General features: G+C 30.8%; 23 protein-coding genes. 16 read left to right on the top strand and 7 right to left on the bottom strand.

Going from position 1 to position 22,707, the window contains the following annotated elements:
- Window positions 1-282 precede the first annotated feature (282 nt).
- The 8 genes from ACIQ66_RS10005 to ACIQ66_RS10040 all read left to right on the top strand — a co-directional run bounded on the left by ACIQ66_RS10005 (window position 283) and on the right by ACIQ66_RS10040 (window position 4,234).
- A complete protein-coding gene (locus tag ACIQ66_RS10005; protein WP_396212657.1) occupies window positions 283-528 on the top strand; it encodes a type II toxin-antitoxin system ParD family antitoxin in 246 nt (81 codons plus the stop codon).
- On the top strand, window positions 528-827 hold the full coding sequence (locus tag ACIQ66_RS10010; protein ID WP_396212658.1) for a type II toxin-antitoxin system RelE/ParE family toxin: 300 nt from the start codon (window positions 528-530) through the stop codon (window positions 825-827). The genes ACIQ66_RS10005 and ACIQ66_RS10010 overlap by 1 nt, the downstream gene beginning before the upstream one ends.
- A 154-nt stretch (window positions 828-981) precedes the next feature.
- Entirely contained in the window at window positions 982-1,119 is a 138-nt protein-coding gene (locus ACIQ66_RS10015) for a hypothetical protein (RefSeq protein WP_396212659.1), read from the top strand.
- Between the two features lie 8 nt (window positions 1,120-1,127).
- The gene (locus ACIQ66_RS10020) at window positions 1,128-1,595 is read left to right on the top strand and encodes a hypothetical protein (RefSeq protein ID WP_396212660.1); all 468 of its coding nucleotides are present in this window, start codon (window positions 1,128-1,130) and stop codon (window positions 1,593-1,595) included.
- Between the two features lie 249 nt (window positions 1,596-1,844).
- Window positions 1,845-2,381 carry a DUF6584 family protein gene (locus ACIQ66_RS10025; RefSeq protein ID WP_396212661.1) on the top strand — a complete coding sequence of 179 codons (537 nt, stop codon included), beginning with the start codon at window positions 1,845-1,847 and terminating at the stop codon, window positions 2,379-2,381.
- A gap of 305 nt (window positions 2,382-2,686) precedes the next feature.
- A complete protein-coding gene (locus tag ACIQ66_RS10030; protein WP_396212662.1) occupies window positions 2,687-3,214 on the top strand; it encodes a hypothetical protein in 528 nt (175 codons plus the stop codon).
- A gap of 3 nt (window positions 3,215-3,217) precedes the next feature.
- Window positions 3,218-3,379, top strand: a complete 162-nt coding sequence (locus tag ACIQ66_RS10035; RefSeq protein ID WP_396212663.1) for a hypothetical protein — start codon at window positions 3,218-3,220, stop codon at window positions 3,377-3,379.
- Between the two features lie 252 nt (window positions 3,380-3,631).
- Window positions 3,632-4,234, top strand: a complete 603-nt coding sequence (locus ACIQ66_RS10040; protein ID WP_396212664.1) for a tetratricopeptide repeat protein — start codon at window positions 3,632-3,634, stop codon at window positions 4,232-4,234.
- Window positions 4,235-4,499: 265 nt separating this feature from the next.
- On the opposite strand, the gene ACIQ66_RS10045 is transcribed toward ACIQ66_RS10040, so the two are convergent.
- Together ACIQ66_RS10045 and ACIQ66_RS10050 are read right to left on the bottom strand one after the other, a co-directional pair.
- A complete protein-coding gene (locus tag ACIQ66_RS10045) occupies window positions 4,500-5,540 on the bottom strand; it encodes an AMP-binding protein (RefSeq protein ID WP_396212665.1) in 1,041 nt (346 codons plus the stop codon).
- Window positions 5,533-6,495 carry a lysostaphin resistance A-like protein gene (locus ACIQ66_RS10050; RefSeq protein ID WP_396212666.1) on the bottom strand — a complete coding sequence of 321 codons (963 nt, stop codon included), beginning with the start codon at window positions 6,493-6,495 and terminating at the stop codon, window positions 5,533-5,535. Before ACIQ66_RS10050 ends, ACIQ66_RS10045 begins: the two co-directional genes overlap by 8 nt.
- A gap of 119 nt (window positions 6,496-6,614) precedes the next feature.
- On the opposite strand from ACIQ66_RS10050, the gene arsC reads away from it, so the two are divergent.
- Together arsC and ACIQ66_RS10060 are read left to right on the top strand one after the other, a co-directional pair.
- Complete coding sequence (arsC, locus tag ACIQ66_RS10055) at window positions 6,615-6,956, top strand: arsenate reductase (glutaredoxin) (RefSeq protein ID WP_396212667.1); 342 nt, start codon at window positions 6,615-6,617, stop codon at window positions 6,954-6,956.
- 79 nt (window positions 6,957-7,035) lie between these two features.
- Window positions 7,036-9,483 carry a TonB-dependent receptor domain-containing protein gene (locus tag ACIQ66_RS10060; protein WP_396212668.1) on the top strand — a complete coding sequence of 816 codons (2,448 nt, stop codon included), beginning with the start codon at window positions 7,036-7,038 and terminating at the stop codon, window positions 9,481-9,483.
- Window positions 9,484-9,655: 172 nt separating this feature from the next.
- Here the strand turns inward: ACIQ66_RS10060 and ACIQ66_RS10065 are convergent, their stop codons facing one another.
- Together ACIQ66_RS10065 and corA are read right to left on the bottom strand one after the other, a co-directional pair.
- Window positions 9,656-9,823: a hypothetical protein gene (locus ACIQ66_RS10065; protein WP_298177008.1), complete on the bottom strand. Its 168-nt coding sequence runs from the start codon at window positions 9,821-9,823 to the stop codon at window positions 9,656-9,658.
- 172 nt (window positions 9,824-9,995) lie between these two features.
- Window positions 9,996-11,066, bottom strand: a complete 1,071-nt coding sequence (corA, locus tag ACIQ66_RS10070) for a magnesium/cobalt transporter CorA (RefSeq protein WP_396212669.1) — start codon at window positions 11,064-11,066, stop codon at window positions 9,996-9,998.
- A gap of 70 nt (window positions 11,067-11,136) precedes the next feature.
- On the opposite strand from corA, the gene hutI reads away from it, so the two are divergent.
- A complete protein-coding gene (gene hutI / locus ACIQ66_RS10075) occupies window positions 11,137-12,375 on the top strand; it encodes an imidazolonepropionase (protein ID WP_396212670.1) in 1,239 nt (412 codons plus the stop codon).
- A 61-nt stretch (window positions 12,376-12,436) separates the two neighbouring features.
- Here the strand turns inward: hutI and ACIQ66_RS10080 are convergent, their stop codons facing one another.
- A complete protein-coding gene (locus ACIQ66_RS10080; protein ID WP_396212671.1) occupies window positions 12,437-13,321 on the bottom strand; it encodes a hypothetical protein in 885 nt (294 codons plus the stop codon).
- A 97-nt stretch (window positions 13,322-13,418) separates the two neighbouring features.
- Between ACIQ66_RS10080 and ACIQ66_RS10085 the strand changes: the two genes are divergently transcribed.
- A complete protein-coding gene (locus tag ACIQ66_RS10085; RefSeq protein WP_396212672.1) occupies window positions 13,419-14,468 on the top strand; it encodes a formimidoylglutamase in 1,050 nt (349 codons plus the stop codon).
- A gap of 64 nt (window positions 14,469-14,532) precedes the next feature.
- A complete protein-coding gene (locus ACIQ66_RS10090) occupies window positions 14,533-15,783 on the top strand; it encodes a DEAD/DEAH box helicase (protein ID WP_396212673.1) in 1,251 nt (416 codons plus the stop codon).
- 33 nt (window positions 15,784-15,816) lie between these two features.
- Here ACIQ66_RS10090 and ACIQ66_RS10095 read toward each other — a convergent pair whose 3' ends face one another.
- Window positions 15,817-17,406, bottom strand: coding sequence for a S41 family peptidase (locus ACIQ66_RS10095; protein WP_396212674.1), 1,590 nt, complete (start codon window positions 17,404-17,406; stop codon window positions 15,817-15,819).
- Window positions 17,407-17,525: 119 nt separating this feature from the next.
- On the opposite strand from ACIQ66_RS10095, the gene pepT reads away from it, so the two are divergent.
- Window positions 17,526-18,782: a peptidase T gene (gene pepT / locus ACIQ66_RS10100; RefSeq protein ID WP_396212675.1), complete on the top strand. Its 1,257-nt coding sequence runs from the start codon at window positions 17,526-17,528 to the stop codon at window positions 18,780-18,782.
- Between the two features lie 79 nt (window positions 18,783-18,861).
- On the opposite strand, the gene ACIQ66_RS10105 is transcribed toward pepT, so the two are convergent.
- Window positions 18,862-21,105, bottom strand: coding sequence for a M1 family metallopeptidase (locus ACIQ66_RS10105; protein WP_396212676.1), 2,244 nt, complete (start codon window positions 21,103-21,105; stop codon window positions 18,862-18,864).
- A gap of 97 nt (window positions 21,106-21,202) precedes the next feature.
- Here ACIQ66_RS10105 and ACIQ66_RS10110 point away from each other — a divergent pair, with 97 nt between their 5' ends.
- Both ACIQ66_RS10110 and ACIQ66_RS10115 read left to right on the top strand, forming a co-directional pair.
- Window positions 21,203-22,057 (top strand): aldose 1-epimerase family protein, encoded by an 855-nt coding sequence (locus ACIQ66_RS10110; protein WP_396212677.1) that lies wholly within the window; start codon window positions 21,203-21,205, stop codon window positions 22,055-22,057.
- 3 nt (window positions 22,058-22,060) lie between these two features.
- Window positions 22,061-22,621 (top strand): GNAT family N-acetyltransferase, encoded by a 561-nt coding sequence (locus ACIQ66_RS10115; RefSeq protein ID WP_396212678.1) that lies wholly within the window; start codon window positions 22,061-22,063, stop codon window positions 22,619-22,621.
- Window positions 22,622-22,707 lie beyond the last annotated feature (86 nt).

The following is a 22,707-nucleotide window of genomic DNA, read 5'->3' on the forward strand; positions in this document are numbered from 1 at the left end:
AGAAACTGACGGAGTGCGCCTTTCAAATGTTTACATTCACGAATACCAAAAAAATAAATTAAAAATCATGAGTACACCACCGAGCGTAAGGGTCACGTGCTTGGTTAAAGATAAAAAAACTATAACTTTCTTACAACTATTTTAGTATATTTAGTGCAAAGATTGTGATGTTTTTCACAGTCTGACGTTGTGCGACACTTTCGAGCGACAGAAAACCGAAAAATAATAGAGAAATTATTGATGAATACCATAAATTGGTATATTTGTAAAAAATATAAAATTATGGCACGAAATACATCAATTTTAATCGGAGAATATTACGAAAGTTTTATAAAAAGACAAATTGCAACTGGAAAATATAATTCAGTAAGCGAAGTTGTAAGAACTGCATTGCGATATTTTGAACAAGAAGAGATTCAAACTAAATCTCTAATTGCAGAATTAGAAATTGGGGAAAAAAGTGGAAAAATTCGAAATTTTAACCGAACGGAAAACCTAAAACGGTTAAACGAAAATTTCCAAAAGTAATGGCTGAATATATCATAAGTGAAAAGGCACTTGACGATTTAAATAATATTTGGATTTATACAGCAGAAAATTGGTCTGTTGAACAAGCAAATCGATATTATAATTTGATTATGGATGAAATAGAATTTGCTGTCGAAAATTTTGATACTATGAAAGATTTCGGAAGCATAAGAAAAGATTATCGATATTCTAAAGTAAAATCACATTTAGTATTTTGCAAACGAGTTGAAAATACAGAAATGGAAGTTGTGAGGATTTTGCACGAAAAAATGGATATAAAAACTATAATTAACGATTAAAAAAAGGAAAGAATTCAAAGGATTAAGCTCAAAAATAACAGATTCTCAAATCTTTGAATTTGATAGTTATTCAGAAGCAAGTATTCAGAAACAAAATAATTTGGAATAAAATTTGATATAATATAAAAATAATTACTAAATTTGCATTATAATTATGAAAGCACAAACACTACATATAGAAAATCCTTCAAAAGAATTATTAACATTCTTTAGAAAACTTCGTGCTGAAAAAGAGGAACACAAAGCAAAACTACTTGCTAAAAAAGACCTTTATTTCCCTAAGACTAAATAATTACTATTTTGAGTTTAGAGTTAGAAATTCCCTTTGAAACAGAAGAAGGTTATCAATATCTTGTTAGTTTCAGAGAAATAACTTCACACCAAAATGATTATGGTATTCCTCTAATTGATGTTTCAATAATTTTAATGTCTTTAAACATAGAAAGTAACTCATACAAAACTCTTAATAAATTTATTGAAATTATATTTGGATATTTATTAAAAAACGATGTTATCATTTACTATTATTGTGATGTTGTACCTATTAAAATTCGAGAAAATAGAAATATAAAATTTTCTCCTCAAGAATTCAGATTTAAGTTGTTTTCTACAATGTTTAGCAAAAGAAATTCTGAAGAGTTCTACTTGCAAGAAATTATATTAAATGATAAAGAAGAAAATAATCATTATACATCACTTATATCAAGAGTAGAAAATAAAGATAAAGTTGAATTAGTCAAGTCTGACGTTGAGAAATTAAATAAATAACCTCACCTAATCGAGTAGACGGCTCCGCCAAAAACTGACGGAGTGCGCCTTTCAAATGTTTACATTCACGAATACCAAAAAAATAAATTAAAAATCATGAGTACACCACCGAGCGTAAGGGTCACGTGCTTGGTTAAAGATAAAAAAACTATAACTTTCTTACAACTATTTTAGTATATTTAGTGCAAAGATTGTGATGTTTTTTCACAGTCTGACGTTGTGCGTCATTTTACCCGAACAGAAACGAAAATGAACTTAAAAGAAAAAATATACAATATAGAATTAGAATTTGAAAATGGTTTGCGCTTAAAAGCAACTAATAAATTACGAAATTTAATTCAGGAAAACCCAAATGAAATTGAATTGTGGAATAAACTTGCTGAACTTTATTATAAAAGTGGTTTTTTAGACGCTGCCGGAAAATATTGGATTTTAACCGAACCGACAGAAGAAAGAATAAAAAAATGCGTTGAAATATATGAAAAGTCTGTTAAAAATTCTGGTTATCAAATTTTACAAGAAATCGTTTTTCGCGGAGAAAAAGAAAAATTACCAAAATATGCTCAACAAAAACTATCTGAATTAGAAAAAGATAGTGAACTAAAAGTAAATTACATTCCAAAATTTCAACCAAAATTAAATATTCAAAAAAAGAGTAACATTAGACAGAAAGAAACTTTCAAACAAAAATTATTCAAAAATATATTTTACGCAATATTGATTATTATTTTAATTTCAATTTTTATCGGTTTAAAATCGATAATAGAATGGATTATCGGAAAATAAAAAACGAACGCACAATCGAGTAGACGGCTCCGCCAGAAACTGACGGAGTGCGCCTTTCAAATGTTTACATTCACGAATACCAAAAAAACAAATTAAAAATCATGAGTACACCACCAGCATAGGGGTCACGTACTCGGTTAAAGATAAAAAAACTATAACTTTCTTACAACTATTTTAGTATATTTGTTGCAAAGATTGTGATGTTTTTTCACAGTCTGACGTTGTGCATCAGCTTCTCGGAACGCTCAAAAAAATGGACGTAAATTATATTTCAAAAAATTAAAAATAATTTGTATTTTTGACTTATGAGTAATAAAATTCAAATAGAGCAAAATTTCATAATTGATAAATTAACAGATTCTATTCTGAATACAATTTCTGGCGATAGTTTTCAAACTGAAGTTAGCAGAATGACGAGCTTGGATTTGAAAAATATTACTAAAAAAAATAAATGGAATTTTGATTGGAAAGTAGAATTTAGCGATTTACAGAAAGAAGTTTATAAACTAACTATCGTAAATAATTCATCTATAATACAAGGTCTTTTAAGTATAACAATAGAACAAGATCATATTTACATGAACTTACTGGAAAGTTCTCCTTTTAATATTGGGAAAAACAAACTTTATGAAGGTGTTGCCGGAAATTTAGTTGCTTATGCTTGTAAAGTTTCGTTCCAAAAAGGTTTTGACGGATTCGTTGCGTTTACCGCCAAAACAAATTTAATAAAACATTACGAAGAAAATCTAGGAGCTTATCATTTCAAAAATCAGCGAATGATTATTGAAACAGAATCTGCAAAAAAGTTAGTAACAAAATATTTTAAATCATAAAAAATGAATTTAATAAAAGAACCAAAAGGTGTTGATTTTTTAATTCAAAGTCCACCTTTAACAGAACAAGAAAGAAAAGAAATTAGTGAATTTATCGCAAGTAGAAAATCAAAAAAAAATATTGTGAAAAGAATTCCTAAAGAAAAAATTCTTGTAAAAAAATAAAAGCCGATCGAACAATCGAGTAGACTGGCCCTGCCAAAAACTGACGGAGTACGCCTCTCAAATGTTTACATTCACGAATACCAAAAAAACAAATTAAAAATCATGAGTACACCACCGAGCGTAAGGGTCACGTGCTTGGTTAAAGATAAAAAAACTATAACTTTCTTACAACTATTTTAGTATATTTAGTGCAAAGATTGTGATGTTTTTTCACAGTCTGACGTTGTATTCTATGCGGCCAAAAATACTAAAATGAAAAAACTACTTATTCTGACAATATTTTTATCAATTGTTTCTTGTAATGGACAAGAAAAAGAAGCCAAAGATTTAGTAAAAAAAGCTAACGATTTTTTTATGAAATCTAATCAAGACGAAAGTATAAAAATTGACAGTTGTTTAGTTTTAGTTGACAAAGCTATCGAAATTGACGAAAGTTATTTTAATGCTTATTATACTAAAAGTAAATTCTTGACTTGGAAAAAAGACATTAAAGAATCGATTAAAAATAATGCAAAAATGATTGAACTTAAACCACAACAACCTTTATGGAAAATTCAACGTGGACTATTTTTTGACATCGATGGAAACAAAACTGAAGCAGAAAAAAATTATAAAATTGGTTTAAGTGAATATGAAAACTTAATGAAAACCGAACTGAAAAATGATTTTAACTTCCGAATGGAATATTTATCTGCTTTGGAAACAAAGGGAGAACTTAAAAAAGCAGAACTTGAACTTAAAAACATAAGTCGAGATTTTCCAGACAACGAAATATTAAAAGTGTATAAAACTGAATACAAATTTAAAACTAAAGCCGAATTAATTGCTTTGTGGCATAACGGAACTGATAATTAGCACAGCCGACAATCGAGTAGACGGCTCCGCCAGAAACTGACGGAGTGCGCCTTTCAAATGTTTACATTCACGAATACCAAAAAAACAAATTAAAAATCATGAGTACACCACCAGCATAGGGGTCGCGTACTCGGTTAAAGATAAAAAAACTATAACTTTCTTACAACTATTTTAGTATATTTGTTGCAAAGATTGTGATGTTTTTTCACAGTCTGACGTTAATTTTATAAGTTAAATAATTTTCATCCAAACAGCTAAAAAAAACCTACTCCAAACTCTCTTTTCTCAAGATTTTTCCAGTAGCGGTTTCTTTAAATTTTGGTATAAAAATAACTTCTTTAGGTTTTTCATATTTGTCGAAATCATCAAAAAGAGTGTTTTCCAACTCCAATTTTTCGCCTTCTATTACCAAAATTACTTTTTCGCCTAACTCTTTATCTTCTTTGGCTGCAATAAAAAATCTTGGTTCAATTTTATCAAATAATTTACGCTCAATTTCTTCAGGAATTAACTTGATGCCGCCACTGTTTATCACGTTATCATAACGACCAATAAACTTAAATTGGTTTTCGTTTACCAATTCAACAAGGTCGTTGGTTACAATAACTTCATCTGAAATTCTTGGCGCGTGAATTACCAAACAATTTTTATCATCATACGAAATAGTAACTTCTGGCAAAACGGTAAATGACTTCTCGCCTACTAATTTTGCAGCAATATGCGTAATGGTTTCGGTCATTCCGTAGGTTTCATAAACTTTGGTCGAAACTTTCATTAATTGTTTTTCCAAATCTGGATTGATCTTGGCGCCACCAACAATCATTTTTTTAACTCTTTTCAAACCAGCCAAAGAACTTTTTGCTTGCAACGGAACCATAGCTGCAAAATCATAAAAAGTATCATTATTATACAAAGGATTGGCACTTGGCGCTACAAAATCCATATCTAATCCTAGAATAAAGGCTCTAATGAACATCATTTTTCCAGCAATATAATTGGTTGGCAAACAATGTAATGCTTTATCACCCGGATTTAATTCAAAGAAATCTCCAGTTGCTAATGCCGAATTTACCATTGCTTGTTTGTCTATTCTAATTAGTTTGGGCGCACTAGTTGTTCCCGATGTTTTAACTTCTAAATAGGGTTTGTCATCAAACCAATCAAGAAAAAAATTCCCAACAGGTTTCTGAAAATCAGCACCTTCTTTTATAAAACTATAGGCTACACGCAACATATCATCTGCGCTAAAATGAAAACCGTTTAACTTGAATTTGTTGTGAACGCTGTTGTAAGTTGGATTAATCATTAGTTACGTGTTTTTCGTTAATTAGATTAGAATTTGTTAGGTAAATTTTACCTGTTAGCTTTTCTTTCCAATTGATCCAATTGTATTTTTTAGCAAAAATAAATAGCAAAATTGGATATATTATTAAAACAGGTAGAATAACATCAAAACCCGCTGATGGATCGGAAATATCTTTTAAGATAGAATGTGTTTGAAACACTGACCAATCTGCAGTAACCAACAAAGCGCCTATCAAATTATTGGCAGCATGAAAACCAAGTGAAAGTTCCATTCCTTCGTCCATGAGCGTTAAAATTCCAAGAAAAAAGCCTGTTCCTATGTAGTAAACTAAGACAATATAACCCATTTTAGTTACTTCAGGATTGGCAATATGCATTAATCCAAAAATTGAGGAAGTCATTACCAATGGAAACCATTTATTGCGAGCTAAATTTCCAAAACCTTGCATCAAGTAACCTCTAAAAACATATTCTTCACAACTCGTTTGAATAGGAATCATAAGTGTTCCAATGACTACTAAAATCAAAAACGGAACTAATTTGAAGTTCATTACAAAACTTTCAGGAGAAATATAAAATAAAATTGTCGTTGAAATTACAGTAAAAAGTGACCAAATTGTAAATGAAAAGAAAATACGGCTCCAATCGACTTTTGCCCTTGAAGTTGTAATAGATAACATGGTTTGTTTGTGAATGTTTTTTACAACAATATAAATACCCAACATAGCAAAAATAAAACTCAACATTATCAAAAATAAAGTCCAATTTGGTTCAAGGTAAGTCATTAAGCTTTTTTCGTCCAATTGTGGCATTCCTTTTCCATTAGAAAATGATTTGGCAAAAATTCCAATCATTAACGGAATCTGTCCGAAGCTTGATAGAAAAAAGATAACAAATGAGCCAACAATGTATTTCCAAAATTTCATTTCGGGTTTAATTCCCTGTTCTATAAACATTTCATATAAAATTTAAAGTTTTAAGATTAGTTCTGAAAAAAACTAAATTTGCTACGCACAAGTTACGTTTTTTTTAAAATATATTTCAATTACTTTGCATAAAAAATTTACTTAAAATCATGATACAAATTTTACACAATCCACGTTGCGGAAAATCAAGAGATTGCCTAGCTTTTTTAACCGAATCTGGAAAAGAATTTGAAGTCATCAAATACCTTGAAACAGTTCCAAAGTTTGAAGAATTAAAAAAAATAATTTCAAAATTAGGAATTAAACCCATTGATTTAGTTAGAAAAAAAGAACCCGTTTGGGTAGAAAATTTCAAAAACAAAACGTTGTCAGATACCGAAATCATTCAAGCAATGGTTGCTAATCCAATTCTTATTGAAAGACCAATTGTCATAAATGGCGAGAAAGCAGTTATTGCACGACCATTGGAAAATGCAAAGTCTATTATGTAAGTTTTTGCTTTTAACATACATTTGTGATTTAGTCCTTAAACCATTATCTAGCTTTGTGGTTATACAATAAATTATTTATATGAAACTATTTTCGATTGCATTATTTCTACTAACATTTCTAACTTTTGCCCAACAACCTGAGCGAAAAAAAATAAAAATAACGGGGAAAATTGTTGAAAAAATCAGCAAACAACCATTAGAATACGCCACAATTACACTTATCAACACCAAAAATCCTAAAGCTATTTTTGGAGCAATTACTAGCGCAAATGGCGAATTTGTAGTAGATGTTAGTGCTGGAAATTATGATGTAAAAGTCGAATTTATTTCTTTTAAAAGTACCGAACTTAAAGCTCAAATATATACCGAAGACACCAATCTTGGCACAATTTCGTTAGAAGAAGATGCAACACAATTACAAGCAGTAGAAATTAGAGCCGAAAAAACAACGGTAGAAATTAAACTAGACAAAAAAGTTTATAACGTAGGTAAAGATTTGATGGTAAAAGGCGGAACTGTTAGCGATGTTTTAGATAATATACCATCGGTAACTGTTGATGCAGAAGGAACCGTTGCACTTCGTGGAAACGAAAACGTGAGAATTTTAATTGACGGAAGACCATCTAATGCAATAAACATTACAGAAGCACTAAGATTAATACCCGCAGATGCTATTGAAAAAGTAGAAGTAATCACCAATCCATCAGCAAGATACGATGCAGAAGGTGGCGGTGGAATTTTGAATATTGTACTCAAAAAAGGAAAAACAAACGGTCTTAACGGAACGTTTATTGCCACAACTGGTTATCCAGACAATCATGGTTTGAGCGGAACTTTGAACTATAAAATGGATAATTTTAACCTTTTTACTACGCAAGGTTATAATTATAGAGATAATCCAGGAAACGGACTTTTTGATTCAGAATATTTGAATGCTGATAATACAACCAAAAGTTATGTTTACGAAACCAGAAAAAACAAGCGATTAGGTAAAGGCTATAACGGAAATTTTGGATTTGATTGGTTTTTGACAAAAGATATTACATGGTCAAATGCTTTTAACTATAGAAGAAACAATGGTGACAATGTTGATAATGTTAATCAAGATTATTTGGATGCAAGTAATGTTTTTGATTTTTCTAGAAACCGTATAAGTAACGAAGATAGTTTTAGTGTTAATACTGAATTTACTTCTAGTTTCTTGAAAAAATTCAAAAAAGATGGACATAAATTATCTATTGATGCTTCGTTTTCACGAAATAAAGATGATAATACAGCAAGAATAATTGATACAAATACAAATAACACTAGCATTGGATTTGATCAATCTTTCAATGTTCAAAATCAATCTCGTGATTTAATTGTTACCGATTATGTCTTACCATTTGGAAAAAACAATCAATTAGAATTAGGTTATCGTGGCGATTTTAGTGAACTTCTAACAGATTTTTCAGTTATCAATAATGGGCTTGCTAACAATGATTTTACCGATGTTATTCAATATAAAGAGAAGGTAAATGCACTTTATTCGCAATTTGGAACAAAATTTAACAAGCTTTCTATTTTAGTTGGTTTACGTTGGGAAGATTCTGATATTGATATAAATTCGTTACCAAAATCAACTTTTATTAATAAAAAATACGACAACTTCTTTCCTAGCGCATTTTTTACTTATGAATTAAAAAATAATTCAAGTGCATCTATTAGTTACAGCCGAAGAATTCAGCGTCCAAGAGGAAGGCAACTAATTCCATTTAATAATATTTCGAGTAACATCAATATTTTTCAAGGAAATCCAGATATAAATCCAGCTATGACAGACGCTATCGATTTAGGTTACTTGAAAAAATGGGATAAACTAACGTTTAGTTCATCATTATATGTAAACAAAACTACTGATGTTTTTCAATTTGTAAGAAAAAAATCTGGCGAATTAACTAATGACGGAATACCATTAATTATTGCAACGCCAATCAACTTAGCTACTGAATATAGAGCTGGATTTGAATTTACACTCAATTATTCACCATACAAATGGTGGAGAATAAACAGCAATTTCAACTATTTTAATATTGATACAAAAGGTGATTATACTTATACTGATTTTACAAATACAATTGTTACGCAAAATTTTGACAACAAAACAAGTTCCTGGTTTGCACGTATAAATTCAAAAGTAACATTACCATATAAAATTGAGTGGCAAACTAACGCCAATTATAATGGTCCTCAAAATAATGCTCAAGGAAAGTCTTATGGGATAGCAAGTGCAAATCTAGCGTTTAGTAAAGATGTTTTAAAAGACAAAGGAACAATTGCGCTAAATGTAAACGATGTTTTCAACTCAAGAAAAAGAATTTTCGACACATACATTTCTGGAAGTGTAGATTCCTATACAGAAATGCAATGGCGTGAAAGACAAATTACACTTTCTTTCACTTACCGAATAAATCGTGCTAAAAACGAAAGAGAAAAACAACCTAAAAAACAACAACAAGAAGATAATGGCGGTGGCGAAGGTTTCTAAACCTAATTTCACCTATTTATAAACTTAATGTTCTTTTATAAAAAAAACATAAGCTTTGTATAATTTATATTTTGAGTTTAATTCGTCAAAATTAATTAAAATAGTGGTTTTTCAATTTTACTAAACAAAAAAAAGTCCTGAAATTCAGGACTTTTTTTAGTAGAACAATCAATTAAGCTTGCTCTAATTCTCTAGCGGCTTTTCTTTCTTTCAATAATTCTCTAGTAGCACCAAATACCCAATAGAATACAAAGTGAATCAAGAAAATCATCAACCAAAAACCAATGGTTAAAATGGTCAAGAACATTAAAAAACCTAAATACTGTTGAAATGTAAACATGTTTTTACAGAATTTGATGTATATACAGCTTCAAAGGTAATTCATATATTTTTACTTCACAATAAAACTTCAAAAATATTTCAAAAATGTATTGTTAATAAATACACCAAACCCTAAAACATATAAACTCTAAAACATTAAACTTTTAAACATTAAACTTTTAAACCAAAAATTAAAACCATTTTTTCTTTTTGAAATAATAAATCATTCCTAGTAAAAGTAATAACATAAACCCTAAAATAATAAAATAACCATATTTCCAGTGTAATTCAGGCATGTTGTCAAAATTCATTCCGTATACGCCAACAATAAAGGTTAATGGCATAAAGAAAACCGACACAACGGTCAACGTTTTCATAACATTATTCATCTTATGATTTTGAGTTGAAAAGAAAAAATTGGTAGCACTGTCTAATGTTGAAGAATCGTATTCTATTTGCTCTAAAAGCTCAAGACATTTTTGATGTAATCGATCAAAAAAACTATAATTTTCACGCTCAATCGAATTAAAAACATTGTCATCTTTCATACTTTTTATAGAATACAATGAATCTCGAAGCGGAATTATAGAACGTTTTAAGAAATTAAAATTGTCGCGATGCTTTTCAATCAGTTCAAGTATTGCAGGGCTTGTGCTAGTTTTTGACAAATTGATTAACTCTTCAACTTTATCTTCTTCATTTTCAAGCGTTATGTAAAAATTTTCCATTATAGCATCAAGTAATAAATACAATAAATAATCCGCTTTTTGCTCTCTTACAATACCTGAATGCGTTTTAATTCGTTCTCTAATATGAGTAAAATAATCGCTTCTTTTTTCTTGAAAAGATGTTAAAACACCATTTTTTAATAAAAAACTTATTTGTTCAACATTAATATTCTCTTCATTTTCAGTTGGTAGCAATGATTTTATATTAAAAAAAAGAACATCTTGGTATTCATCTAATTTGGTACGTTTGGTAGTATTCAAAATATCTCCAAGCATAAAATTATCAACCTTTAGGTATTCTCCTACAGACTTAATAATTTCTAAATTATTCAATCCGTGAATATTAAGCCAATTTACTTTTGATAAATCAATATTTTTTTCTAAATCTTTGACATGTATCTCTTTAAACTCTGTTAAATCATGGTTATTGTAAACAAACAACTGAATTTCAGTTTCAATTTGCTTATGAATTCCTGTATATTCAAAAAAACTCGGTTGTACTTTTCTACCTTTTTTATACTTAATTTTTCTCATGGATTCAAATTTTGTTTAAATTTATAAAGAATTATTTTTTAAAAAGTATTTTTACAAAAAAATAAAATCCATGATTACGCTAATTACCAATATTAAAGAGCTTTTGCAAATAAGAGAAAGTAATGTCAAAAAAGTTTCTGGCAAAGAAATGGCAACGCTACCAACTATAAAAAATGCTTTTTTAGTAATTGAAAATGAATACATTACCAACTTTGGAACAATGGAAAATTGTCCCAAAATAAATGCTGATAAAACGATTGACGCAACTGGCAAAATTGTGCTTCCAACTTGGTGCGATAGTCACACACATATAGTTTACGCTGGTAATAGAGAAGGTGAATTTGTAGATAGAATAAATGGATTATCCTACGAAGAAATTGCTAAGCGTGGTGGCGGAATTCTAAATTCGGCAAAAAAACTAAATGAAACTAGTGAAGAAGAAATTTACAACCAATCGAAAGTTCGTTTAGAAGAAGTAATGCAACTAGGAACTGGTGCTGTCGAAATAAAATCGGGTTACGGATTGACTGTAGAAGGTGAACTAAAAATGCTTCGAGTTATCAAAAAATTAGCCGAAAATTATCCAATCAAAATTAAAGCAACTTTTCTTGGCGCGCATGCTTTTCCGTCAGAATATAAAGACAATCATTCTGGATATATTGATTTAATTATTAATCAAATGCTACCTAAAATTGCTGAAGAAAATTTAGCAGAATACATCGATGTTTTTTGCGAAACGGGTTACTTTTCTGTAGAAGAAACCGAAAAAATAATGGAAGCTGGAAAAAAACATGGTTTAATTTCAAAAATTCACGTAAATCAATTCAATGCAATTGGTGGAGTTGCAGCATGTGTAAAACACAAATCGCTTTCAGTAGATCATCTTGAAATCGTAACTGATGAAGATATTGAAGCATTAAAAAATTCGGAAACAATGCCTGTTGCTTTACCATCTTGCTCCTATTTTTTGAGTATTCCTTATACACCAGCAAGAAAAATACTTCAAGCAGGCTTACCATTAGCACTTGCAACCGATTTTAATCCGGGTTCAACACCGTCTGGAAATATGAATTTTGTGGTTGCAACAGCTTGTATCAAAATGAAAATGACGCCAGAAGAAGCTATAAATGCAGCTACAATAAACGGTGCTTATGCAATGGGAATTTGTGATACACACGGAAGCATTACTATAGGCAAAAAAGCAAATATTATTATCACAAAACCAATAACTTCTTATTATCAATTACCGTATGCTTTTGGAAGCAATCTAATTGAAACCGTTATGATTGAAGGAAGGATAACTTACTAAAAAACCACGGTTTCACTTATTTAAAAAGTAAAACCGTGGTAAATATAACAAAATCAGGAGTTTATTTTAGCGTAAAACTTGTAGAAGAAACTAATTCGTTTTTATCAAAAATATTTACATAATAAACGCCTTTTTCAAAATTATTACCTGGTAAATTTTGAACAACATCAACCGTTTTATTTTCATAATTTACAGATGAATCAAAACTATATGTCAAGATTTTTTCGCCAAAAGTTGCTGTTTTTTTATCGCCAAGAACGTTGTTTTTACTATCAATTACTTGAACTTGATAGCTTTTTGTTCCAGATTTTGCCACTTCATTTTCAGCAATTGTGTAGCTTATTTTTAGCATATCTGCTCTACTCGCTTTATCTGTAAATATCTCTTTTCCAGATGATTTTACTTTAAAAGCAACCCCTTTTGTATTAAGAACTTTTAACTTAGCAGCTTTTTCAACTGTCTTAGTCAAACCATCATTCATAGCCAATAAATCTTCATTATTCTTACGAGCTTCACCAAGAATCGTAACTGTGCTGTCTCGTTGTGTTACCAATTTTTGATTATCTTTTTTAAGCAAGTCATTTTCTTGAATCAATGTTTTCATTTTAGATTCTAATGCAAAATATTGATTTTTATATTTTGCCATAGCTGAAGCATCACCTTTTGATTTTTTTATTTCTGCTAATAATTTAACTACTTTTTCTCTTTCGGCTACCAAATCGTCCGAAATAGTTGTGTTTTCAGCAATAGCTTCATCGTATTTAGTTTTCAAAGTTTCCAAATTTTCTACAACTGTCTCTTTTTCAGTTTTAGTAGTAGTTAAAATAGCCTGAGTTGTATTTACATCAGAAGTAAGTTTGTAGATATATCCCAAACTTCCAACTAACAATAAAACCAGTACTAAAATTACGGCTTTTAACTTTGAATTACTCTGTGAATTTTTCATATTTTTTTTATTTTAAGGTTAAGTGAAACATGATTTTAGATTATGTAACGTAAATATTCGCAAAAAAGTATATTTTTGGAAAAACAAATTTACAATAATGGAAAAATTAATTCCCTTCACAATCAATGACTTAGCAAAAGTTACCCATCATCGAAATGGCGAAATAAAGTTTGGCGAGAAAATGATTACGGTGCCCAAAGATAAGGAATTAAATTCGTTTATGAAAGAATGTGAAGCACAATATGTATTATTTGGAATTCCAGAAGACATTGGTGTTAGAGCCAATTTTGGTCGTCCAGGAGCAGCTTCCGCTTGGGATTGTGCTATTGCAAGCATTGCCAATATCCAACACAATCGTTTTTGCAAAGGAAATCAAATCATTGTGCTTGGAAAATTGGATGTAGTTAAAGAAATGGAAGCGGTGAAAGAATTAGATTTTACCAACATTAATGACAGAAAAAAATTCAGCGATTTGGTTGAAAAAATTGATAAAGAAGTTGTTTATATCATTTCTACTATCATCAAATCTGGTAAAACGCCAATCGTTATTGGTGGCGGACATAACAACGCCTACGGAAACATAAAAGGAACGGCGCTTGCCAAAGGAAAACCAATCAACGCCATAAATATAGATGCACATTCTGATTTTAGAATTTTGGAAGGAAGACATAGTGGTAACGGATTTAACTATGCGTATGAAGAAGGATTTTTGAAAAAGTACTTCATTTTTGGTTTACACGAAAATTATACATCTAAAAACGTTTTACAAATTCTTAAAAATATTGATGATAGGGTTTCCTATAATACATACGATGAAATAGCAATTAGAAAAGAAAAAAACTTTGAAAATGAACTTTCAAAAGCATTTCAATTTGTAAACAATGATTTTTACGGACTTGAAATAGACTTAGATGCCATTCCTAATATTGCTAGCAGTGCTATGGGACCAAGTGGTTTTTCGGTAGAACAAGTGCGTCAGTTTATTTATCATTTTGCCAAAAGTAAAAATGTCTCTTATCTACACATTTGCGAAGGTGCGCCAGAACTTGGTGAAGAAAAAAGCAAACATCTTATTGGAAAATTAATTGGCTATATGTTAACTGATTTTATAAAAGGAAATAGTTCGTTTCATCAAAAAATCGATTAAAACTAAATAAACTATCTTTGCCACGTCTTAATCACTAAAATTAATCGATTAAGCTATTTTATTTATGTTATTCGAAGATTTATCATTATCCAAAAGCATTCAGAAAGCTATTTATGAAATAGGTTATACCCAACCTACTCCCATTCAGGAACAAGCCATTCCAATTGTTTTAGCAGGAAGCGACTTAATAGGTTGCGCTCAAACTGGAACTGGAAAAACTGCTGCTTTTGCTATACCTATTATACATCAATTGCACCGAATTGTTGGATCGTCTAAAAAGTCGAAACAAATTCGTGCTCTTGTCATTACGCCTACTCGTGAATTAGCTGTTCAAATTGGACAAAATTTTGACGATTATGGAAAATATACCAATCTAACGCAACTTACTATTTTTGGAGGTGTTTCTCAAATTCCACAAGTTGATCAATTGCGAAAAGGTGTCGATATCTTAATCGCAACACCAGGAAGATTGCTTGATTTGCACAAACAAGGTTATATCGACTTAGATCACTTACACGTTTTGGTTCTTGATGAAGCCGATCAAATGCTCGATATGGGATTTGTAAACGATGTAAAGAAGATTGTAAAATTAACTCCTAATAATAGACAAACACTTTTGTTTTCTGCAACAATGCCATTGGCTATTAGAGAATTAGCAGAAATGTTTCTGAAAAGTCCAGCGCAAGTTGAAGTTTCACCAGTTTCATCAACGGCTGAAAATGTGGAACAACGTGTTTATTTTGTTGAAAAAACAGATAAACGCGCTTTGTTATATCATTTAATTCGTAATGAACATTTATCAGATTTATTGGTTTTTTCTAGAACCAAACATGGAGCTGATAATATCGTAAAGGCACTTCGCAAACATGGAGTTGCTGCCGAAGCTATTCATGGTGACAAATCACAATCGGCTAGACAACGCGTTTTGGATGCCTTTAAAAATAAAGAAGTTGGTGTTTTGGTAGCAACTGATATTGCCGCTCGTGGAATTGACATTGATCAATTACCTTATGTTATCAACTTCGATTTACCAAATATTCCTGAAACGTATGTTCACCGAATTGGTAGAACTGGTCGTGCTGGAAACGGAGGAATTGCAATTTCGTTTTGTAGCAAAGACGAACATCCGTATTGGAAGGACATTCAAAAATTGATAAAAGTTGACGTAAAAACAATTTCAGAACATCCTTATCCTTGGCATGCTGGAAGTCCTGAAGTAGCTGCAAAACTTCAAAATAATTCAAACCGAAGTGGCGAAAAAGTAAATTCTAGAAAATCGGCAGCTTCAAAGCAGAATAAGAAGCGTTGGTATTAAAAGGTAATAAGCTGGGAGTTGGAAGTTTGCAAACTACAAACTCTTAACTCCCAACTGTTTCATAACCCATTCCATTTCAGGATCTTTTTTCTCAACTTTATCTTGGATGGTTGGTTTTATTTCTACATTAGGAAAAATTCCTCTACCATCTTGACCACTTTGATTTACAGATTGAATGTCAATTAATCCCAATCGTAACGAAAGTTTTGAATTCGGAAGTTTTACAATTGGCATAAATCCAGCAACGGTTCCTTTGAGTGCGCCGCCTGTTTCTTCTCCAACAAAAGTCACTTTCGGATTTTGCTGTAAAGCTGCTGACAAAACACATGATGCAGAAAAACTCATGCCATTAATTAGTACATACACTTTTCCAGAAAAGTTATTTTTATCAGGTTTTCTTAATTTTGTTTTATAAGTAAAGACTCTATCAGCAACTTTTTGGGCTTTAAAATAAGTAATTCCCATATAAAAAGGATACCCAACTGCTACTAATGGATAAGTATAAATTGGAAGTTTTTTTACAATTCCTGTTCGCCACAAACTAGTTCTAGAAGTTACAACTGATGGTTTTGTTAACTTGTGTTTCTCATTTGTTAAGTAAGAATATAGATTTTGTATTTCTGCCATTCTTCCACCTGGATTGTCGCGAAGATCTATAATTAAAGTTTTAATTTCTGCTTTTTTTATTGAATCAAAAACTTCTTCATAAATTTCATGATAATGTCCTTTTGAAAAATTTCTGATTTTTAAAACCGCTACAGAACTAGCTGCTGGTAGAATTTTAAACTCTTTTGTGTACTCCTTTTCTTTTGTGTCATATCCATATATTTTTTTGAATCGCTTTTCAGCTTTTAGTTTAGCTTTATCAACAATTGGTTTGGCTACAACTTTAGCAGAATCAATAACTTTAGCTTTTATTTTTTCATCAGGCTTTTTTCTAGAAATTACTTGAGAAAAAAGTGAATCCTTTTCTTTAAAAAAAAAGTTCAAACTATCATTTACACCTAATTCATAAGTCATATAAGTTGCAAATCGTTTTGAAAATATTTTTGGTAAAAATGTAGTATTAAAACCATCCGACGTATAGGTTTTTCTATATTTTGAATGAAGTTCTTGTGGCGTAATTTTATTGATTGAAACTACTTCTGTTCCAATTTTTATTTTATCATTTTTAGATTTATTTTTTATTATATATAGCTTATTATCTAACCATTCAAAACTAAATTGCGACAATGGACCATCACCTGCTTTTTTGATTCGCTTAGATTCCTTTTTAGAAAGTTTATAAGGAACTTGAGACATTGTCATATGACCTTGACGCACCGAAGCAATTATTGGACTTATAGCAAAATAGAATTCTTTGCTAGTCATTGGTTGTTTTATGGCATTTCTCAAACTATCAAACTTTGCATCTAAGTTTTGTTTAGGAATATACAAATCGATACTAGGATAAAATTTATCTAACTTACGTTGAACATAATCAATGTCCTTTTGCAATTTGGCTACTGAAATTGGTTGTCCTATTTTTTTATTGAATTTATCAGCTGAAGAACAATTCACTAACAATAAAGTTGTTGCAAAAAATAATACAATTTTGAATTGAGATTTTATTAAATTCAGCATAAGTCATAGGTTTTAGATTTTCAAATATAAAATATTTTTTTGTTTTCGAACTTTGAATCCAGACAATTTAATAATAAATTCAATCGAATTTGTACCTTTGCTAAAATATTAAAATTCTTATGCAACATATTATTGACCGCTTTATAAGCTACGTTACAATCGATACTGAATCAGATCCCAATTCAGAAACTACTCCAAGTACCAAAAAGCAATGGGATTTGGCCAACAAATTAGTAGAAGAATTAAAAGCAATCGGAATGCAAGATGTTACGATTGACAAATATTCTTATGTTATGGCGACTTTACCAAGCAATGTAAAAGAAAAAGTGCCAACAATAGGTTTTGTATCCCATTTCGATACAACACCCGATTTTACTGGTGCTAATGTAAATCCGCAAATTGTAAAAAATTATGATGGTGGCGATATCGTATTGAATAAAGAAAAAAACATCGTTTTATCGCCTAGTTATTTCAAAGATTTATTACTATACAAAGGGCAAACACTAATTACAACAGATGGTTTAACACTTCTTGGTGCCGACGACAAAGCTGGAATTACCGAGATTATGACAGCCATGGAACATTTAATCAAAAATCCAGATATCAAGCACGGAAAAATCAGAGTTTGCTTTACACCAGATGAAGAAATTGGTCGTGGTGCAGATTTATTTGATGTAAAAAAGTTCGGTGCAGATTGGGCTTACACTATGGACGGAAGTCAAATAGGCGAATTGGAATATGAAAATTTTAATGCGGCTGGTGCCAAGATAACTTTCAAAGGAAAAAGCGTGCATCCTGGTTATGCCAAAGGTAAAATGATTAATTCAATGTTGATTGCCAACGATTTCATCAACGAATTACCAAAAGGTGAAACGCCACAAGAAACCAAAGGTTATGAAGGATTTTTTCACGTTACTCAACTTTCGGGAAGCATTGAAGAAACCAAATTAGAATTAATTATTCGTGATCATAGTGCCAAAAAATTCAAAAAACGTAAAGAAATTATTGAAAAAATGACCAAAAAAATCAATAAAAAATTTGCAAAACAATTTGGCGAAGATATAGTAATTGCGGAAGTTAAAGACCAATATTACAACATGAAAGAAAAAGTTATGCCTGTAAAATATATAGTAGACTTAGCTGAAACTGCCATGAAAGATTTGGGCATAAAACCATTAATCAAACCAATTCGTGGTGGAACTGACGGTTGCCGTTTATCTTACATGGGATTACCTTGCCCGAACATCTTCGCAGGTGGACATAACTTTCACGGAAAATACGAATATGTTCCAGTGGAAAGCATGCAAAAAGCAATAGATGTAATCATCCGAATTGCTGAATTGACTGCAACGACAGATTTTTCTAAAAAGAAATAAAGATTTACTCAAAATACAAAAAGTCGCAGGAAATTGACTCTTTGCGACTTTTTTATTTTAAAAATTCTAGTTTTAGAAATTATTTTTCTCTTGCAAATTCAAATATTTGACCACTAACATCTAGTGCGAAAGTTTCTTTTTTAGTGTCATATTGCACACTAACACCCGCTTCTTTCATGGTAAATTTTCCGTTTCCTTCATTTACCATCGGCAGTGATGGTTGCCCATCAGCGTTTATAACTAATGTTCCATCTTCATCAATAACCTCAATTTTTATTGGAATCATTTTACTTGAAAATTTTCCTAAATAGACATCTAAGTTCTCCACTTTCTCTACTCCATTTTTAGAAGCTATCCACAAATTATTATCTTCATTATTATCAGGAAAAATAGCATCCGGATCTAATTTTATAATGTCTAATTCTTCGTTTGTATCAACTTTGAATGACCAAGTTACATTTCGTTGCCATACTTCTACAGGTAATGTTATTCTTTTCACTTTATCATTAACAGTTTTAATTTCAACAATTACTGGCAATGGCATTCTTTCAAGATTTTCTATTGTAATAATAGCTCCATTGGAAGCATCACCTTTTACATATTTTACACTTTTAATGGCTTGATCAAATTTCCAGTTGTTTAAAAACCAACTTCTCCAAAACCATGCTAAATTTTCACCTGAAACATTTTCCATAGTTCTAAAAAAATCATCTGGAGTTGGATGTTTGTAGGCCCAACGATTGATATAGGTTTTGAAAGCAAAATCAAATCGTTCTGCTCCTAAAATATGATTTCTCAAAATTTCAAGGGCAGCCGCTGGTTTGTAATACGCAAGAAGTCCCATATTATCTTCTTTGAAATTATCTGGGGCAGCAATAATAGGCTCCATTTCTGGATTAGTAAGTGTGAAAGCAGCTTGATGCATGTTAGGAGTTTCTTGCTTGTATTCGCCATTATTAAAATCTTGAGAACTTAATCCGTTGATAAACGTATTAAATCCCTCATCCATCCAAGCAAATAATCGTTCGTTTGAACCCACAATCATTGGAAACCAAATGTGACCAAATTCGTGATCGGTAACTCCCCAAAGATCTGCTCCTTTTGATGTGTATTCACAAAAAACGATTCCGGGGTATTCCATTCCACCTTCGTTACCAGCAACATTAATGGCGGTTGGATAAGGATATTCATACCATCTTTTAGAATAATTTTCTATTGAAGCTTTTGTATATTCTGTTGAGCGAGACCAAGCATCTTGACCATCACTTTCTATTGGATAAGCCGAAATTGCTAACGATTTTTTTCCGCTTGGCAAATTTATTTTGGCTGCATCAATTATAAAAGCTGCAGAAGAAGCCCAAGAAACATCACGAGAGTTTTTCATTTTAAACTTCCATGTCAAAGCAGCTTTTCCTATTGGGCGAGAATTAGCATTTGTAACTTCATCAGCTGAACGAATTGCAACCGTTTTGTCACTTGTTTTAGCCTGATTCCAACGCTTTTGTTGTTCTGCAGTGTAAACTTCTGTCGGATTTTGCAATTCACCTGAACAAACCACAATATGATTACTTGGAGCTGTTATAGAAATATCAAAATCGCCATATTCCAAATAAAATTCGCCAGCACCAAGATACGGATTAGTATTCCAACCTCGAACATCATCATACACACACATTCTTGGATACCACTGCGCAATTGTATAAATTTTTCCGTTTTTAGTTTCCAAAACGCCTGTTCTGTCTGAACCGTAGATTGGAGAAATATAAGAGAATTCGGTTTTGATTTTGATACTAGCGCCATTAGCATTCAATTCTTGTGGTAATTGAATTTGCATACGAGTATCTGTTATCACGAATGTTGCTTCTTTTTCAACAGTTTTACCAGCAATGGTGCTAACAATTTTTACCGATTTTATTTTAAAACCACCGTCAAAATCTTGACCTTTAGCGCCATTACGGCTTCCTTTGGTTGGAATTACAGCATTTCCGCGAGAATCTTTTTTGAATAAATTCTGATCAACATTCATCCATAAAAACCCTAATTTATCAGGACTATTATTGGTGTAGGTCAAAATTTCTGTTCCAACAATTTCGTTAGTTTGCTCGTTTAAAGTCGCTGTTAACGAATAATCGGCTCTGTTTTGCCAATACTTTGCACCTGGTTGTCCGCTTGCAGAACGAGTATCGGTTGCATTTTTAGTATAAAAATTATTTCCAAAAGCTTCGTTATAATTATAATTTGATGTTTTAGCTTCTTGAGCTTTTGCAGTCAAAACACCAAAAAGAAAAGTTACGAGAGCAACTCTTATAAAATATTTTTTCATTTTTCTGATTTATTTAGTGAACAAAAATATGTAATTAGTATAGAAACCAATAAGTTTGTTACCTTATATTTGACTTTTTTATAAAATATTTAACTTGATGAACATTTCGATACAAAACAATTTTCTAAAAGCGACCATTAACACAAAAGGTGCCGAATTGAATTCGTTGGTAAAAATTGCAGATGAGAAAGAATACATTTGGGAAGGAAACCCAGTATTTTGGGGAAAACATTCTCCCGTTTTATTTCCAATTGTTGGAACTTTGAAAAACAATTGTTATTTTTATGAAAATCAAAACTATGAATTGACACGACATGGTTTTGCTAGAGATATGGAATTTGAAATTGTTGAAAAATTAGAAAGTTCTGTTACATTTTCATTGAAATCATTTGAATTAACCTTACAGATCTATCCGTTTTCATTTGAATTGCAATTAACCTATTCACTAATTGAAAATGAATTAAAAATTGGTTACTCAATTCACAATTTAAATAAAGTAGAAATGCCTTTTTCTATTGGTGCACATCCTGCATTTGCATTGCCAAATGAAATTGAAAATTATAGTTTATCATTCGAAAAACAAGAAGATTTAAAATGCTATTTACTTGAAAATGATTTACTTTCAAATGCAAATTACATTATTTCATTAGAAAATAAAGAATTACCAATTACTAATAAACTATTTGAAAAAGATGCCTTGATTTTCAAACAATTGCAATCAAAAAAAGTGTCAATTCTTGAAAATGGAAAAGCAATTTTAAAGGTAAGTTTTGAAGATTTTAAAAGCCTCGGAATTTGGTCAAAAGTAGGAGCTCAATTTGTTTGTATTGAGCCTTGGTTAGGCTATTCTGATACAACTGAAACATCAGGAAACATAGCAGAAAAAGAAGCTATTTTGATTTTAGAACCTAATAAAAAGCATGATTGTTCATTTACCATTGAAATCTTATAAATTATGCTTACAATCAACTTTCATCCATTTCCAAATTTAGAAACTGAGCGTTTGTTTTTACGACGACTTACAGAAGCTGACATAAATGATATACTGGCACTTCGTGGTAATCCTGAGACTATGAAATATATTCCGCGTCCGCTAATTGAAACCGAAGAACAAGCGTTGGCGCATCTTAAAATGATTGATGAAAATATCGAAAATAATACGGCTATAAATTGGGGCGTTTATTTGAAAGAAGATTCAAAATTTGTTGGATTTATGGGAATTTATCGTATTCAACCCGAGAATTATCGTGCAGAAATTGGCTATATGATTTTACCAGAATTTAATGGAAAAGGATATACAACCGAAGCTATAAAAGCTATTGTAACCTATGGTTTTGATGAAATGCAATTGCATTCAATGGAAGGCGTAATTGATCCAGATAATAGTGCTTCGGAACGAGTTTTACAAAAAAATGGCTTTGTAAAAGAAGCTCACATTTTGGAAAACGAATTTGCACTAGGAAAATTTTGGGATACCGTAATTTACTCTTTATTGAAAAGGAATTTTAAACGATAATTTTTTGTAAACAAAAGACACAAAGTAAAAAAGTTATGAGTGATGAGAATTTTAAATTCTATACTACTTCAAAATATTCCCTTTTA

It is taken from the genome of Flavobacterium sp. (assembly GCF_044377315.1).
Classification (GTDB): domain Bacteria; phylum Bacteroidota; class Bacteroidia; order Flavobacteriales; family Flavobacteriaceae; genus Flavobacterium.